At 70.7% G+C, this 15,241-nt stretch carries 9 protein-coding genes; 2 read left to right on the top strand and 7 right to left on the bottom strand.

What is annotated here, in order from left to right; genetic code table 11:
- The first annotated feature begins 105 nt into the window (after positions 1–105).
- Positions 106–1,275, top strand: coding sequence for an esterase-like activity of phytase family protein (locus BLW86_RS01910; RefSeq protein WP_093878440.1), 1,170 nt, complete (start codon positions 106–108; stop codon positions 1,273–1,275).
- A gap of 156 nt (positions 1,276–1,431) precedes the next feature.
- Here BLW86_RS01910 and BLW86_RS01905 read toward each other — a convergent pair whose 3' ends face one another.
- The 6 genes from BLW86_RS01905 to BLW86_RS01880 all read right to left on the bottom strand — a co-directional run bounded on the left by BLW86_RS01905 (position 1,432) and on the right by BLW86_RS01880 (position 13,128).
- Positions 1,432–3,096, bottom strand: a complete 1,665-nt coding sequence (locus BLW86_RS01905; protein ID WP_371129437.1) for an ATP-binding SpoIIE family protein phosphatase — start codon at positions 3,094–3,096, stop codon at positions 1,432–1,434.
- 306 nt (positions 3,097–3,402) lie between these two features.
- The gene (locus BLW86_RS01900; protein WP_093872375.1) at positions 3,403–5,280 is read right to left on the bottom strand and encodes a hypothetical protein; all 1,878 of its coding nucleotides are present in this window, start codon (positions 5,278–5,280) and stop codon (positions 3,403–3,405) included.
- Between the two features lie 28 nt (positions 5,281–5,308).
- On the bottom strand, positions 5,309–6,856 hold the full coding sequence (locus tag BLW86_RS01895; RefSeq protein ID WP_093872374.1) for a patatin-like phospholipase family protein: 1,548 nt from the start codon (positions 6,854–6,856) through the stop codon (positions 5,309–5,311).
- Positions 6,853–8,541, bottom strand: coding sequence for a GMC oxidoreductase (locus BLW86_RS01890; protein WP_093878439.1), 1,689 nt, complete (start codon positions 8,539–8,541; stop codon positions 6,853–6,855). Before BLW86_RS01890 ends, BLW86_RS01895 begins: the two co-directional genes overlap by 4 nt.
- 145 nt (positions 8,542–8,686) lie before the next feature.
- Complete coding sequence (locus BLW86_RS01885) at positions 8,687–12,784, bottom strand: nSTAND1 domain-containing NTPase (RefSeq protein ID WP_093872373.1); 4,098 nt, start codon at positions 12,782–12,784, stop codon at positions 8,687–8,689.
- A 62-nt stretch (positions 12,785–12,846) separates the two neighbouring features.
- Entirely contained in the window at positions 12,847–13,128 is a 282-nt protein-coding gene (locus tag BLW86_RS01880) for a CU044_2847 family protein (RefSeq protein ID WP_371129436.1), read from the bottom strand.
- A gap of 486 nt (positions 13,129–13,614) precedes the next feature.
- Between BLW86_RS01880 and BLW86_RS01875 the strand changes: the two genes are divergently transcribed.
- On the top strand, positions 13,615–14,496 hold the full coding sequence (locus tag BLW86_RS01875) for an IS5 family transposase (RefSeq protein WP_093878422.1): 882 nt from the start codon (positions 13,615–13,617) through the stop codon (positions 14,494–14,496).
- A gap of 311 nt (positions 14,497–14,807) precedes the next feature.
- Here BLW86_RS01875 and BLW86_RS41445 read toward each other — a convergent pair whose 3' ends face one another.
- A complete protein-coding gene (locus BLW86_RS41445; protein ID WP_143060200.1) occupies positions 14,808–15,224 on the bottom strand; it encodes a hypothetical protein in 417 nt (138 codons plus the stop codon).
- Positions 15,225–15,241 lie beyond the last annotated feature (17 nt).

Genomic DNA, 15,241 nt, shown 5'->3' with positions numbered 1-15,241 from the left:
TCATCCCGGGCCCCGCTGTGACGGCGGGGCCCGGGGCTTCGTACCGGCAGGAATACCCGGTTGGGTGACTGCGCCGCGACGGAGGGTGACGGCAAGATCATCAACATGAGATCTTCCCTGACGCGCCGGGCGCTCGCCGCGGCCCTGCTCCTGACGTCGACGCTGGCCCCCGCGGTGGCCGTGGCCGCCCAACCCGGCGGCGGTGGCCACCAGTCGGAGCGCGCCGCGCAAGCGCGTCTGCTCGGTGAGAAAATCGTTCCGCACAAGCTCGACTTCCAGGGCACCACGGTCGGCGGCTTCTCCGGTGTCGACCGCAACCGGTGCACCGGCGAGTACGTGTTCATCAGCGACGACCGCTCGTACCTCCAGCCCGCCCGCTTCTACACCGCCAAGCTGGACGTGGACGCGGACGGCGTGCACTCCGTCGACTTCACCGGCACCCACCCGTTCCTCCAGCCCGACGGCACGGTCTACTCGCCGCCGACCGCCGGGGACGGCAAGGCCGTCGACCCCGAGGAGATCCGGGTCGACCCGCGCAGCTGCCACTACTGGTGGGCACAGGAGGGCGACCGGCCCAAGGCGGTCGGCACCGGACCGGTGATCCAGCCGTCCATCCAGTTCGCCGGCCCCACCGGCGCCCACCTGGGGCAGCTGCCGCTGCCGTCGAACTACGAGATCACCATGGAGGAGCGCGGGCCGCGCCGGAACCAGGCGATCGAGGCGATCACCTTCGGCGAGCGGGGCCGGGTGCTGACCAGCGCGATCGAGGGCCCGCTGCTCCAGGACGGCCCGGAGCCCGACGTGGAGCACGGCGCGCTCGTCCGGGTGACGAAGCAGACGCGCGGCGGCCGGGTGCTCGGGCAGTTCGCGTACCCCCTCGAGAAGATCTTCGCCGTGAACGACCCGAACAGCCCGTGGGGCCCGGACACCGGCGTCCCGTCGATCCTCGCCTTTCCCGACGACCCCGACCGCTACCTCGTGCTCGAACGGACCTGGGTCGCCGGCGCCGGTTACAAGATCCGCCTCTTCGACGCCACCACGCGCGGTGCGACCGACGTGAAGGCGAGGGAATCCCTCGCGGGACGGCCCGTGGTGCCGATGCGCAAGACGCTCGTCGCGGACTTCGACACCCTCGGCCTCTCCACCGTCGACAACACCGAAGGCATGACCTGGGGACCGGTCCTGCCGTCCGGCGAGCGGTCGCTGATCCTCGTCAGCGACGACAACTTCGCCGAGGAGGCGGTCACCCAGATCGTCGCCCTCGCCGTCCGCTGACCCCGGCACGAGCGGTGACCGGCACGCCCCGGCGGGCCGGTCACGGCTGACAGGTCTCGAACGGTCCGAGCTCGATCGCCGGACCGTTCGAAACCGGTTTCCCGGCGCGCCCGCGCCGATGCTCCCGCCCACGCCCCTCGGCTCCGCCGAAGCGCCTCAGGACGGCATGTTCTGTTCCGCCCAGACCACCTTGCCGGTGACGGTGCGACAGGAACCCCATCTGCGGCACAGCATGTTGATGAGCTGAAGCCCCCGGCCGCCCTCGTCGCTGAGGTCCGCGTGCTGGATCTGGGGCAGGTCGGGGCCGGTGTCCGAGACCTCCACGACGAGCCGCTCCCCCCGCAGCAACCGCAGCTCACCCGGGCCGTTCCCGTACCGCAGCGCGTTGCCGACCAGCTCGGAGACGACGAGCTCGGACACGTCCGCCAGCTCCGCAAGCCCCCACGCGGCGAGCTGCTCGGTGACGAGGCCCCGGGCGACCGAGGCGGCCCGTCCGTCCTGCGGCAGCTTCCACACCCGCAGATCCCCGGCCGGGAGCGGGGAGTCCGCCGTCACGAGGAGCACCGCCTCGTCGAAGCGGGCGGCGGCGGCCGGAGCGCACTCCACCAGCCCGCCCTGCTCCAGCGCCTCGGGAGTCAGCTCCAGCGCCGCCGAGCGGAGCCGGTCCAGCTGGACGTCCACGTCCTCCTCACGGGACTTGACCAGGCCGTCCGTGTACATGACCAGGTGGGAGCCGTCCGGGACGCGGAGCCGCAGCGGGTCGTACGGGATCACTCCCGCCCCCAGCGGCGCGCCGATCGGCACCGGGACGAACTCGGCGGCGCCCTGCCCGTCGAGGAGCAGCGGCGGCAGGTGCCCGGCGCTCGCCAGCGTGTACGTGGAGTCGGCGGGGTCGTAGACGGCACAGAGGCAGGTGGCGACCTGCTCGTCCTCCAGATCGCGGGTGGCCAGGTCCAGCCGGGCCAGGATCCGCTCGGGGGCCGTGTCCAAGGTCATGAGGGTGCGGGCGACGGTCCGCAGCCGCCCCATGGTGGCGGCGGCCGGCAGACCGTGCCCCATCACGTCGCCCACCATGAGGGCCGTCCGCCCGCCGGGCAGCGCCATCACGTCGTACCAGTCCCCGCCCACCCCGTGGTGGGCCGCCGCGGGCGCGTACTCGGCGTGCACCAGCAGGCCCGGTGTCCTCGGAGTCACGCGGGGCAGCAGGCTGCGCTGCAAGGAGACGACGTGCTCGCGCTCGCGCCCGTACAGCCGGGCGTTGTCGATGAAGACGGCCGCCTTGGAGGCCAGCTGCTCGGCCAGCGCCAGGTCGGTGGTGGAGAACGGGGGAGTCCCGGGGGCACGGACGAAGTCGGCGCTGCCGAGGAGCAGCCCGCGGGCGATGAGGGGCACGGCCAGATAGCTGTGCACCCCGGCGGCCCGCATCTTGGCGGCCGCGCTCGCGGTGGGCGCGACGCGTATGAAGTCGTCGTCGCGCATACGGCTCAGCAGGACCGGCTTGCCCTGCCGGAGGCAGTACCGGTGGAGCAGGGTCTCGTGGGGCTGCTCGGCGTGGACGAAGGTCTCGCCCAACGGGGTCGGCTCCAGCGAGGAGAGCTCCTCGATGGCGCACAGCGCCGTGGCCCGCATGGGCGGGATGCCCGGCTCCGTCCACCGGGACCCCTCGTCGCCGCGCAGGACGCTCTCGAGGATGTCCACGGCCGCCCCGTCGGCGAAGCGGGGCACGGTGAACTCGGCGAGTTCCTGCGCGGTGCGCTCCAGGTCCAGGGTCGTACCGATCCTGGAGGTGGCGGAATTCAGCCAGGCGAGCCGACTGCGCATGGTGAACCGGTCGGGCGGCAGAACGCCCCTGCCCCTTCGGAACCGGACGTTCTCCCAGGCAGCGCGGCTTCCCGCCGGGTCCCGCCCGGCCGAGCCGCGGCCGGACAGGCGCCGTCCGCCGCTGCCGCCGTTCACTCTTTCGGCCCCCAACAGGACTCGACCACTCTTTCGGCCCCCAACAGGACTCGACGCCACTTTGGTGCCCAGTGTGCACCGGAAACGGCCTCCGCGCCTCTTGCTGCGCAAGATGTCTTCGTCTGCCGGCGGTGCGGGAAGCCTGATCCGTTCGACGTGCGGAAACGCACGTCAGGGGGTTCGGGCCGCCCGCGGTCCGGGCCGCTGAGCACCGGGCACCCGTGTCCGCGCGATCACGACGGGCTCTTCGACGAGCCGCACGGTCGGCGGCGTCGTGGGTACCGGGCGCTGCCATGCGGCCGGGGTGTCCGGAACCTCGCGGAGGTCCCAGTCCCGGCAGGTGCCGTCGAGGGCCAGCGGGTAGAGGGTGAGCGTGCCGTCCGGTGCGATGTGCATCCGTACGAATCCCGTGCGGTCGTCGACGGACTGCCCGGACATCTGCCAGTCGGCGACGAGGCCGCGGGCCGTCCACAGCACCCAGAGGGCGAAGATCTGGGAGCCGAGGAACGCGCCCAGCGCAACGGCGACGACCACGAGTACGACCAGGATCCAGAGCCTGCTCCACGTGGGTGGGACCGACCGGGCCGCCGCGACGGCTACAGCGAGTGTCGCGGCGGTGACCGCCAGCTGGAACAGCACGGCGACGATCGGACCGGACGGTGTCCTGGGCCGCCGTCCGCGCAGCATCCCGTTCCCCCAGCCGAACACGAAGGGCAGCACGAAGAAGGCGGCACTCGTGCAGAGCAGGCCGAGCACGTCGTCACCGCCGGCCCCCCGTACGGCGTCGACGGGATTGTGTCTGCCTTCGGCCAGCGCGAACGTGCCACTCATCATCAGGACGAGCAGCAGCTGCACCGCCCCGGCCAGTACCGCGAAGCCGGGGTTGCGCCGCGGCAGCCAGTACCGTGACCAGGGCTTGGCGATCGCGCGCGCGAGCGAGCGGGACTCCTCCGCATCGGGGTACGTGTGCCGCGCGAGGGCGAACGCCGGCGGCGGGTCGTCCTTCTTCCGCATCCGCGAGGCGGCCGGCGGCAGCGCCAGTTCCTTCGGAAGCCTGTGCGTGGAGGCCAGGAACGCGCCGCCCAGGCCGCACGTCACCATCTGGCGCCGCCGGGGGTCCGGAGGCAGGTCGTCGCCGGATCCGGTCGGGTCGTCGGGCAACCGTTCCGCGTAACGGGCGTAGTGGTGCTTGTCGCCGGTCAGCCACAGGCGAATGGACGCGCCCGTGTCCTCGAGTCGCCCGGTCGCCCGGTCGAACCGCTTCCGGATGATGTTCTGGTCGAACCAGTGCAGGGAGTTGAAGGCGTCGGGCTTCTCGTCGCTCTGCACCCACGTGGGCGCGGCGGCGCAGACGATCACGCTGTCGCCCGGCAGCAGTCGCGGCGACAGGAAGGTCTCGAAGTAGCGTCGCTGCGGATCGTCGAAGTAGGAGCCGAGTTGGCTGTCCAGCCCGACGAGCCACCAGCGCTGCGGCAGCTCCACGGCGAAGTAGCTCCGGGTCTGCCGGGTCTCCCAGCCGCCGATGGACGTTCCTTGGGCGAACATCCGCAGGAACGCGGTGAGTCCGTCGTACCAATCGTGGTTGCCCGGCAGTGCGACCATGAGCGGCTGGTCCGGTGCCGACGGGAGCGCGGCGCGATAGGGGCCCTTCATCCGGTCCTCGTACGCCGAGGCCGATGCCACCGGGTACACCTGGTCCCCGCCGAGGACGAGCAGTGAACCGCGAGGGCACGAGACGGGCCCGGCGACGGCGAGCCGGTCCGCCGCCAGAGCCGACGCCACCGAGCACGTCGCCTCGAAGCCGTCGCCGAGGTCGGCGACGAAGTCGATCCAGATGTCCTCGGCGCCGGGATCCGCCAAGGGGGCCCGCAGCAGACCGGCTTCGAGCGCGCCCTGTATCTCGCGCTTGTCCGAGTAGTTGGCGAACACGGCGGCCAGCCCGACCTTGACCGCCGTGCGAGCCAGCTCCTTGGGTGCCAGCCAGCGCACCGGTTCCTGCGGGGTGAACAGGAGCGCCGCCGCCTGCTTGCGCAACTCATGGAAGTCCACGATGGCTCCTCCGTCGGCCCGAGAGCGGTCACAGCGGTGACCAGGGCAGGACGTCCTGCGCGTACACGTCCCACAGCTTGCCGAAGAAGAACTGCCCGAAGCGTCCCAGCGTCGTCACCTTGCCGGGCAGTGTCGCCGCTTCGACCCGGAAGGTGGTGAGTTGCTTCAGGAAGTCGGTGGGGCGGATGTGAACGGCTCCCGACGCCACCGGCTCGGCCCCGGATTCCTCGTCGGCATCGACGTGGCCACGAACGATGCGCGTACGGAGGACGGACGTGTCCTTCCAGATCCCACGACGGGAGTCCTCGCTGACGTCCTTGTGCCCGCTGAGCGTGAGCCGATGACCGGCTCGGTCGGTGAAGAACAACCGGTAGAGCATCCGCAGGTGTTCCGGGTCCGACTGCTCCACGAACAGCTGGAACGTTCCGCCCTCCACCGGAAGGCGCCCGCCCAGCTCCTGGCAGACGATCTCTCCCCGCAAGGAGGCCTCATGCTCCGGATCGACGATGAAGCGGTCCACTCCACGGATGTCGATGGTCAGGTGCAAGGCCAGGTCGGCGGTTGCTCCGCCCTCCGACGAGGGCGCCTCCTGGACGTCGTCCCCGGCGAAGGTGACGCGTCCGACCATGCGTTCGGTGAAGCGAATGCGGGTGGGGTCGTCAGGGCGGTCCGGAAGGGCGCCGGGCTTCCAGGGAATCCCCTGGGCCGTGCACCACTGGCGAGCGCGCTGGACTCCGAGTTCCACGGCCTGGGCGAAACGGTTCCTGCTGAAGTTGATGAGGTAGTTGAGGGGGACCTCGGCGCTCAGGAGCCTGACGTCGATGAGACGTCCGAACTCTCCGCGCTCTCCGCCGCGGATGGCCGCGTTGCTGGCCTCGACCCGACGCAGCCAGTGCCTCAACTGGCCGTTGGCCGCCGTCTCGATGATGTGGAAGTAGTTGGCCACGAACCCGTCCCGCCAGCGGTGCCGTCGGCTGACCGTCCAGATGATCCACAGTTCGTCACAGCCCCGCCGAATCGCCTCCTCGACGTTGCCGTCGGTCAGATAGACCGGATCGATGTAGGTCTGCCCGTCGATGACGACGGGAGGGAACCACATGGGCAGCGACACCCCCGCACAGAAGCGGTCCTCGTCCATGCGGTCGGCGGTCACGGTTTCCAGTTCGTTGGCGCTGAAGTTGTAGAGGTTGAACGTGGCCTCCCGGTCGGTGGCCCGGATTCTCTCCCAGTCCAGCCCCCAGCCCGGGAAGACGTGGCGCCGGTAGCCGTCCAGCGTGAAGAGGGAACGGGCGTACGGCCCCTTCGGCAGCTCACGCCAGTTCGGGCTGACGCCCTTCAGCGGAGAGAGATCGCGCCAGTTGTCCGCGATCTCGCGCCCGGACATCCCCTGGCAGTACATCGCGAGGTTGAACACGCCTCCGCTGGCGCCGTCGACATGGTCGAATCGCAACTCGGCCTCGTCGAGCAGGACCTGGAGAACGCCCGCTTGGAAAGCCACCTTCAGGCCGCCGCCGGCGAGGATGAGAGATCTGCGCGGGGAGGCGCTGCGGTGCTCGCTGTTCTGGCCGGTCGTCATGAGGGCCTCGCGGAGTTCTCTCGGTGATCCTCGATGATGCGGTCGGCCGACCGGTCGGCCAGCGCCGCGATGGTGAGCGAAGGGTTCGGGCCTACGGGACCAGGCATCACCGAGCCGTCGGCTATCGACAACCCCGGATAGCCGTACACGCGCCCGAAGGAGTCCACCACGCCTTCCCGACCACTGCGCCCCATCGGCGCGCCACCCAGGGGGTGCACGGTGATGAGGCGGTTGAGCCACCACAGGGGATTCGAGGCGTAGCGGCCGCCCAGGCTCTGTGACACGCCCTCCATGGTCGCGTTCATCTGGTCGAAGTACCGATCGGAGGCCGCCAGATGCCAGTCGAGGTCCAGATGTCCGTCCCGGAGGAACATGCGGCCGTTGGGTACGTCCCTTCCCATGCCGAGCAACGGCGCGGACGTCGCGGTGAACAGCCCCTTGCCCAGGGCGTCACCGAGCTGTCGGCCCACGCGGCTTCTGGCGGTTCTCGTCAGCTGCGACCACCCTCGCCGCAGCAGGAACCTCGCGACCCTGTGCGACATGGTGAGAACGTTTTCCTCGACGAGCCAGTTGAGGAATTCCGGGTAGCCGGCGTCCTCGATGTAGAAACCCCGGTCGGTCTCGTCGTTCTCCTTGCGATCCTTGAGCATCGCACTCGTGATGACCGGGCCGAAACTCGGTTTCATCATGCGCGGCACCGTCTCCCCGGGGCGGTCCTGAAGACGTTCCCGCGCTTTGAACACCAGCCCGAGGAAATCCCCGTTCCCGGAGAAATGAGTGCCCAGCGCCGGGCTGAGCGCAGGAAAGGCGCTGCGGTTTCTCAGGAGCAGATAGGTGGTGCCGAACGTGCCGGCGGAGAGAACGAGCCTCCTGGTCCTGACGGTGTGCCGCTCGGGAGGAGCGAGCGGATCTCCGCCGCCGGCGCCCCCGTGCTCGATGTACGAGACCCGGAACCCATGCCGGACCGGTTCGAACGCGCGGACCTCACAGAGGGGACGGATATCCGCCCCGAGCCGGTCCGCGGCGCTGAGGTAGGTGAAATCCAGGCTGTTCTTGCTGCCGAAGTTGCAGCCCAGGTCGCATTCACCGACGAGTCTGCACGTATAGCGCGGACTGTGGTGCAGATTGTCCTCGCCGCCCTCGATGGGAGCGCCGGGCACCGGCGGGTCTCCGAAGGAGACGGCCAGGAGGGGGAGTTCCCACGGGAGACCGAGTCGCAAGGCCGCCTGTTGCATGGCGATGGTCTTCGGCGTGTCCTGGTAGGGCTTCACGTCGAACGGATACCGCTGCGCACCCAGCATGCGTTCGACGCGGTCGTAGTGAGGATCGAGGTCCGCACGTGTGACGGGCCAGTCCTCGTAGCCCCCGTCGAACGACTCGTGCGCGAACCAGCTTTCCGGCTTGCGGATCAGCACGTTCGCGTAGATCAACGAGCCTCCGCCCAGTCCGCTGGACACAAGGGCGTCGAGCTTCGAGAAGCTCCACATGTCGTACATCCCGTACAGCTGGGAATCCGGATCCCAGAAGTTCTTGGCGGCGTCATGGGGAGTACGTGGAAAAGAGCCGGGCGGGAACGGCTTTCCCCTTTCCAGAAGACATACGCGCAGGCCGGCCTCGGCCAGGCGGAACGCGGTCACGGATCCGCCGAAACCCGACCCGACGACGACGGCATCGAAAACGTCCATGCTCGCCACCTCTGGAAACCGGAGCCCTTGCCCGGACGTCCCCCGCATGCGGCTGCTGCACGCCTTTTCCATGGTTCACCCACGCGACGTGACGCGCACGTCGAAGCGCCGGCCGCCGGTCGAGGACCGTACGGTGCGGAGCGCGTCAGCCCGCGGGGCACACCGGGTCGACCGAACGATCCGGCAGGTACGTCGCGCGTTCCTCCGGGGTGAGGTCGCGGTTGACGGTGCCGCAGATCTTCTTCACCGCGTCGGCGGGCCGGGGGAGCTCCACGTTCCACAGCCCCACGGTCTTGTCGAGGCTCGCAGTGGCGACGGCGCGTCCCTCGGGGGCGAACGCGATCGAGAGCACGTCGCCGGTGTGCCCGGCCAGGAACGCTCGGGCCGCACCGGCGGCCGTGTCCCACAGCATCATGTTCCAATCGCTGCTTCCCGTGGCGAGGGTGCGGCCGTCGGGACTGAACGCCACCGAGTTCACTGGGGCGGCGTGCGCGATCAGGGTGGCACGCGTGGCGCCGGTGGCCGTGTCCCACAGCCGGGCGGTGCGGTCGGCGCTACCGGTGGCGAGGGTGCGGCCGTCGGGGCTGAACGCCGTGGAATGGACCTGGTCGGAGTGGCCGGTGAGGGTCCTGCGAACCTTGCGGGCAGCCACGTCCCACAGTCGGGTCATCCCGTCGGCACTGGCAGCGGCCAGGGTACGTCCGTCAGGGCTGAACGCCACCGAATACACCTGGTCGGATCGTCCGATCAGCGTGGCGCGAGTCGCGTGCGCCCTCACATCCCACAGTCGCACGGTTCCGTCGGCGCTTCCCGTGGCGAGGGTGCGGCCGTCGGGACTGAACACCACCGCGTGCACCATGTGCGTGTGTCCGGCCAGGGTGGCGCGGGCGGTGCCGGTGGCCACGTCCCACAGCCGCACGGTCTGGTCGGTACTGCCGGTGGCGAGGGTGCGGCCGTCGGGGCTGAACGCCACCGACTGCACTTCGGCGGTGTGTCCGGCCAGGGTGGCGCGGGCGGTGCCGGTGGCCACGTCCCACAGCAGCACGCTGCGGTCGTAGCTGCCCGTGGCGAGGGTGCGGCCGTCGGGGCTGAACGCCACCGCGGACACCCCGCCGGTGTGTCCCGCCAAGATGGTGCGCGTCTTGCCGGAGCCCAAGGCCCACAGCCGTACCGTCTTGTCGCGGCCGCCGGTGGCGAGGGTGCGGCCGTCGGGGCTGAACGCCACCGAGTACACCATGTTGGTGTGTCCGATCAGGGAGGCCAGCGTCGCACCGGTGCCGAGGTCCCACAGCCGCACGCTGTGGTCGCCGCTGCCGGTGGCGAGGGTGCGGCCGTCGGGACCGAACGCCACCGAGAGCACCTCGCCGGCGTGCCCGGCCAGCGTGGTGCGGACCGTGCCCGCAGGGACGTTCCACAGCACCGCCGTCCCGTCGGTGCTGCCGGTGGCGAGGGTGCGGCCGTCGGGAGCGAAGGCCACCGAGTACACCTGTCCTTTGTGTTCGGCCAAGCTCTTGCGGAACTCTCCGCTGGCCCCGTCCCACAGCCGCACGGTGGTGTCCCAACTGCCGGTGGCGAGGGTGCGGCCGTCGGGGCTGAACGCCACCGAGTACACCTGGTCCTTGTGCCCGGCCAGCGTCGTGCGGGTCGTGCCCGTGGCCACGTCCCAGAGTCGCGCCGTGCGGTCGGCGCTGCCGGTGGCGAGGGTGCGGCCGTCGGGGCTGAACGCCACCGAGTTCACTGGGGCGGCGTGCGCGATCAGGGTGGCACGCGTGGCACCGGTGGCCACGTCCCAGAGTCGCGCCGTGCGGTCGGCGCTGCCGGTGGCGAGGGTGCGGCCGTCGGGGCTGAACGCCACCTGGAACACCGTGTCGGAGTGCCCGGTCAAGGTGGTACGGCTCTTGCCGGTGGCGACGTCCCACAGCCGAACGGTCCCGTCGGAACCGGCACTGGCGGCGGTGCGGCCGTCGGGGCTGAACGTCACCGAGGTCACCGCGCGGGTGTGACCGGCCAGGCGCCGATGCGCCGGAAGGGCCGCGGCGGACTGCAGGCTTTCGAAGGATTCGCGAGTGGGGCTGGTGCGGTAGGCCTGGACGGCCAGCAGTGAGGCGAGCTCGGGGTTCGAGGTCATGACCAGATTGGATTCGACGGCGAGTTGCCGGGAGAGCGCCGACTGCCGTGCGGAGACCGCCGAGCGCCACTGCCACAGGGCCCCGCCCGCCGCGGCGAGCGCGAGGACGAGCACGGAGGCCAGGACCATGTTGAGGCGTCTGCTGCGCCGGATCACCGCCCGCTGGCGATCGTTGCTCGCGGTGAGAAAAGCAGCGATGTCACCCGGCAGACGACGCCTCTGCGACCAGTCGAGACCCTCAGCGAGGGCCGTTCCCCCGAGCAGGTCTCCCGGGTCGGCCTTCTCGGCCCAGCGGTCACGCCGTTCCCGGGCGTGGTCGAGCCATTCCTGGAAACGGTGGTCCTGGGCGACCCACTCGCGCAGTGCGCCCCAGTCGCGGATGAGCGCGTCATGGATGAGTTCGGCCACCGGCTGCCCCGGCGGGGCGTCGGGACGGTGGTGGTCGTGAACCGTCTGGGTGGTGATGATGCGATGGCGGGTGAGGACGGCCAGCACCTCGTCGACGTCCGTGTCACCGTCAGGTGCTTCGCCGGGGCCTGTGGCCAGCTCGCGCAGCTCCACGAGGGGGATCTGCGCCCGGATGGCGGGTACCTGGTGTCGGGGGTCCGCAGGACGTACGAGGGAGGTCAGCATGCGCCGCGCGGTGGGCAGCTGGTCGGGACGCAGCCGATCCAGAGCGGTGTCGCACCACGTGGTCAGGCTTCCGGTGACTGCCCCGATGCGCCGGTAGGCATCGTGGGTGAGGTACCCGTCGTGGCGCCGCTCCCACAGCTGGCTGAGCGTCAGCTCGAGCAACGGGAGCACCGTCACGGGCGCCTGGCGGGCCGCGGCCCCTTCGGGAGTGGTGGCCAGGACGTCGCTGACGATCTGCTCGGACAGCCCCGGCTGGAAGTGGATTCCGACGTCCCGGGCAGGCAGGGTGATGATGTCTTCCAGGTCCGCCTGGCTCAGCGTCCCGGGCACGTTGACGAGTCCCGGCATCGCGGCGTCCAGCAGCCGAGGGGCCAGGGCGGCCAGCTGCGGGTAGAAGTCGTCGCGCATGATCAGGATCACGTCGAGGCCGGAGTGCGTGGCGGCCGCCTCCACGATCTGGTCCGCGACCGCCGGCCGATGGTCGTCCCCGCCTCCCGGCGGTTGGGTGAGGAACTCCTCGAACTGGTCGATGACCAGCACGATGCGGTGATGGGCGGCCTCGGCCGTCAGCCTGCGGGTCACGGCTGCGGCGAGTCCGTCGGAGGCGGCTCCCGGCAGGCCCGCGCGCTCGAGTTCGGCAGGCAGGTCCCGCATCGGCCGGGCCAGGACGTGCGGCCACCGGTCGCTTCCCGGCACCTCGCCCGCGGCGAGCGCCCGCAGGACGCCGGCCCGGATCAGCGACGACTTGCCCGAGCCGGACGGCCCGAGCAGCAGCGTCAGCCGCTGCCGGCGGGCCAGGTTCGCCAGTACCTGGCGCAGCGCCTCGTGCCGGCCCTCGAACCACTGGGCGTGCTCCTCGGTGAACGGCTCCAGTCCCCGATAGGGGCAGACCTCCTGCTCGGCCAGGTCCGGCCACACTTCCCGCAACACCTGCGTCGGCGTGGCGTAGGCGATGCCCTGCCCCCTCTCGTACGCGTCGGGAGCGGTGATTTCGGTGATCATGCCGATGACCAGACCGGTCACCTCGTCGAGCACCGGCCCGCCGCTGAAGCCGGTGGTGAGGTCGTTGGCCGCCGTGAGCTGCAGATGCGCGCCCCTGCTCCGGGTGGCCGGCAGCAGATCCCCCGCCACTCCGTAGCCGAAGTGCCCCTCCAGCGGTGCCTGGGCAGGGAAACCGAACGAGCTCAGCCGATGGCCCCGGCAGCCCGCCGCGGAGCCCAACGGCAGCGGCGTCACCGCCGCCGGGACGACGGTCAGCCGGACGACGGCCACGTCGTCCCCTTCAGGGGCACGCCACGGTCCGTCTAGGACGTGCCCCTCCATCCGGGGTGCGCCCTGGGCATGGGGGAAAGCCAGCCGCACCTGCTCACCGGGTCCGCTTTCCGCGGCCTGGACGACGTGCGCGCAGGTGAGCAGGATGTCCTGGGCCACCAGGAAGCCCGTCCCGGCCACCGTCCCGTCAGGCCGCAGGACCTGGGCCACGGCGGCCGGCAGTCCTGGCGTACGACCGTCGTCATGTCCCGGACCCGGGGCGTGCGAGCCGGTCACGTCGGCTGCTCCGGTTCCTCGGACGCGGCGCGAGGATGGCCGGAATCGCTTCCTTTCCACGCCACGGTCACCATCAGGTGACAGCCGGCACCGGTCTTGGTGATCACGGCCCCGGCCGCAACCGAGAGGTCGATGCCGAACTGCACCGTGATGTCGTCCGGGCGGGCTTTGCGCAGTTGGTCGAGGGCCACGCGCGCCGCCGCCGTGACCGGCCCGAGCGCCTCCTGCAGTGTCTCCGGCAGGTCATGGATCGCATCACCGATGCGGCCGGCCTTCACCGGCCCCTCCGTGGTGGCCGGGGCCTCGACCAGGACGCAGCCGCCGCCCTCCAGTGGAATCCGAGCGAGAGGTGCCACGGTTCCTCCTCCGCTTGTCACACACGCCGGCGGCCGCGCGCGGGCCCGCGCCCGGTCCCGGCCAGCCTCACAGGATCGGGAGCATGCCGCATGACGGAGTGGGCCTAATGCATGACCTCCCTCCGGCTGCCCACGGCCCGGCACCGACACCGGGACGTACGGGAGCCACAGCGACGGCCGCACTCCGCTTCTTCTGCAGCACGTCGGCGCCGAGGCCCCCCGCCGGAGAGGCCACGGGTTCCGGCCGCGGCCGGAACCGCCGGGCTCGGAGGCGGTGGGACGAGACGGCCCCGCCCCCGTTCCGTGCCGGAAGGCGGCCGGGACGCCTCGTTCGGCGTCCCGGCCGCCTTCCGGCCTAGGTTCTGTCCGGCGGATCATGTGATCGCCCCATGGACCATTGTGTTGGTCGTGGGGCGGGGTGATCTTACGAACGACGAGTGGGCGCAACTGGCACCACATCTACCGAAGACCGGGTGCCGTGGCGGACGTTGGACTGATCACCGGATGGTGATCAACGGGATCCTGTTCCGGGTCCGCACGGGTGTCCCGTGGCGGGACCTGCCGGAGCGGTTCGGGAACTGGAAGACCCTGTACGAGCGCCACCGCCGGTGGTCGGCGGACGGCACTTGGGAAAGGATCCTCCAGACCGTTCAGGCCGAGGCGGACTCTCAGGGGCGCATCGACTGGAGCATGGTGGGCGTGGACTCCACCTCGTGCCGGGCCCACCAGCATGCTGCCGGTGCGCCGCGCAGGACACCCAGGATCCCGAAGCGGAGATCAACACCTCGGCAACACCGCCCCGACGAAGGACTCGGCCGGTCCCGTGGCGGCCTCACTTCCAAGATCCACCTTGCCGGGGAAGGCGGCCGCCGTCCCCTGGCCATGCTGATCACGCCCGGTCAGTGGGGCGACAGCCCACAGCTGATCCCGGTCCTTGAACGCATCAGGGTCAAGCGCCCGAGCGGCGGGCATCCGCGCACCCGCCCCGGCCACCTCGGCGGCGACAAGGCGTACAGCTCCCGCCGCAATCGCCGCTACCTGCGTAGACGCCAGATCAAGCACACCATCCCGGAGCCGAAGGACCAGCGGGCCAACCGCCGGCGCCGCGGCAGCCGAGGAGGCCGGCCTGCGGGTTTCGATAAGGAGATGTACAGGCGCCGGAACGAGGTCGAGCGGACGATCAACCGACTCAAGCACTCCAGGGCCGTCGCGACGCGGTATGACAAGCGTGCCTACGTCTTCCACGGCACCGTCACCGTCGCGTCGATACGCCTCTGGCTCAGACCGTGATCAGCCCGCGTCCGGAGTATCGGCCTGCTTCGCCGGCTCGGCAGTGACCTGCCTCAGCAGCACCGTTGGCGATGGCATGACGGCGTACCAGGTGTTCGCACTCTCCTCGGTGACCGGGGCCCAGGCTGCAACTACGGGGAGTTCACAGTGGTCGCCGGCCTCCAGCGGGGGCAGCGTCCAGGACATGCCGTGGTAGTGACCATAGGTCCACGCCCCACGTGCTGAACGAGTGGTTGTGTACCTCGTCGATCAGCGCAGCCCACCGCCGGGGTACCTCTCCTGCGTCGGCGGCCCCGCAGATCGCCTCCTCGTCACTGCCTCCGACAGTGAGCCGGATCGTCTCGTCCTCCACCGTAATAGCTGCCAGCGCCTGCCCCCCCGTCGTACCCTCCGTCTGCACCCTCCGGAAGCCCTGCCGAGAACTGCACTCGCCCGAGCGGCGTGAAGGCGTCGATTCGCCAGACTGCCGCACGGCAGTCGATCAGTGGCCCCCAGTTCTCGGGGTCGAGCTCGGGATCGTACGGGGTCAGCAGCAGCTCGACGCGGGCCCCGGGAGTTACCCAGCGGGCGAGCGTGCAGTCGCCCGGAAGTTGGAACAGCTCATCCGGCTGCAGCGGAAGGCTGGTGTTCCCAATCGTCGTAGTGAAGGTCAGCGGGCCGAATGGCGTGTCGATAGCCGGCTGATCGGAGGAACGCAGGCGGGTGCGCGGGAGGGTGGGGAGCAGCACCGCCCCAGCCTACTGCG

The organism is Streptomyces sp. TLI_105, from assembly GCF_900105415.1.
GTDB lineage: Bacteria > Actinomycetota > Actinomycetes > Streptomycetales > Streptomycetaceae > Streptomyces.
This window is presented reverse-complemented; position numbering and strand designations above follow the sequence as displayed.

Bases quoted from the DNA above. Each gene is read 5' to 3' on its own strand.
- BLW86_RS01895 (WP_093872374.1), bottom strand. From the start codon at position 6,856: ATGACGACCGGCCAGAACAGCGAGCACCGCAGCGCCTCCCCGCGCAGA.
- BLW86_RS01905 (WP_371129437.1), bottom strand. From the start codon at position 3,096: ATGCGCAGTCGGCTCGCCTGGCTGAATTCCGCCACCTCCAGGATCGGT.
- BLW86_RS01890 (WP_093878439.1), bottom strand. From the start codon at position 8,541: ATGGACGTTTTCGATGCCGTCGTCGTCGGGTCGGGTTTCGGCGGATCC.
- BLW86_RS01910 (WP_093878440.1), top strand. From the start codon at position 106: ATGAGATCTTCCCTGACGCGCCGGGCGCTCGCCGCGGCCCTGCTCCTG.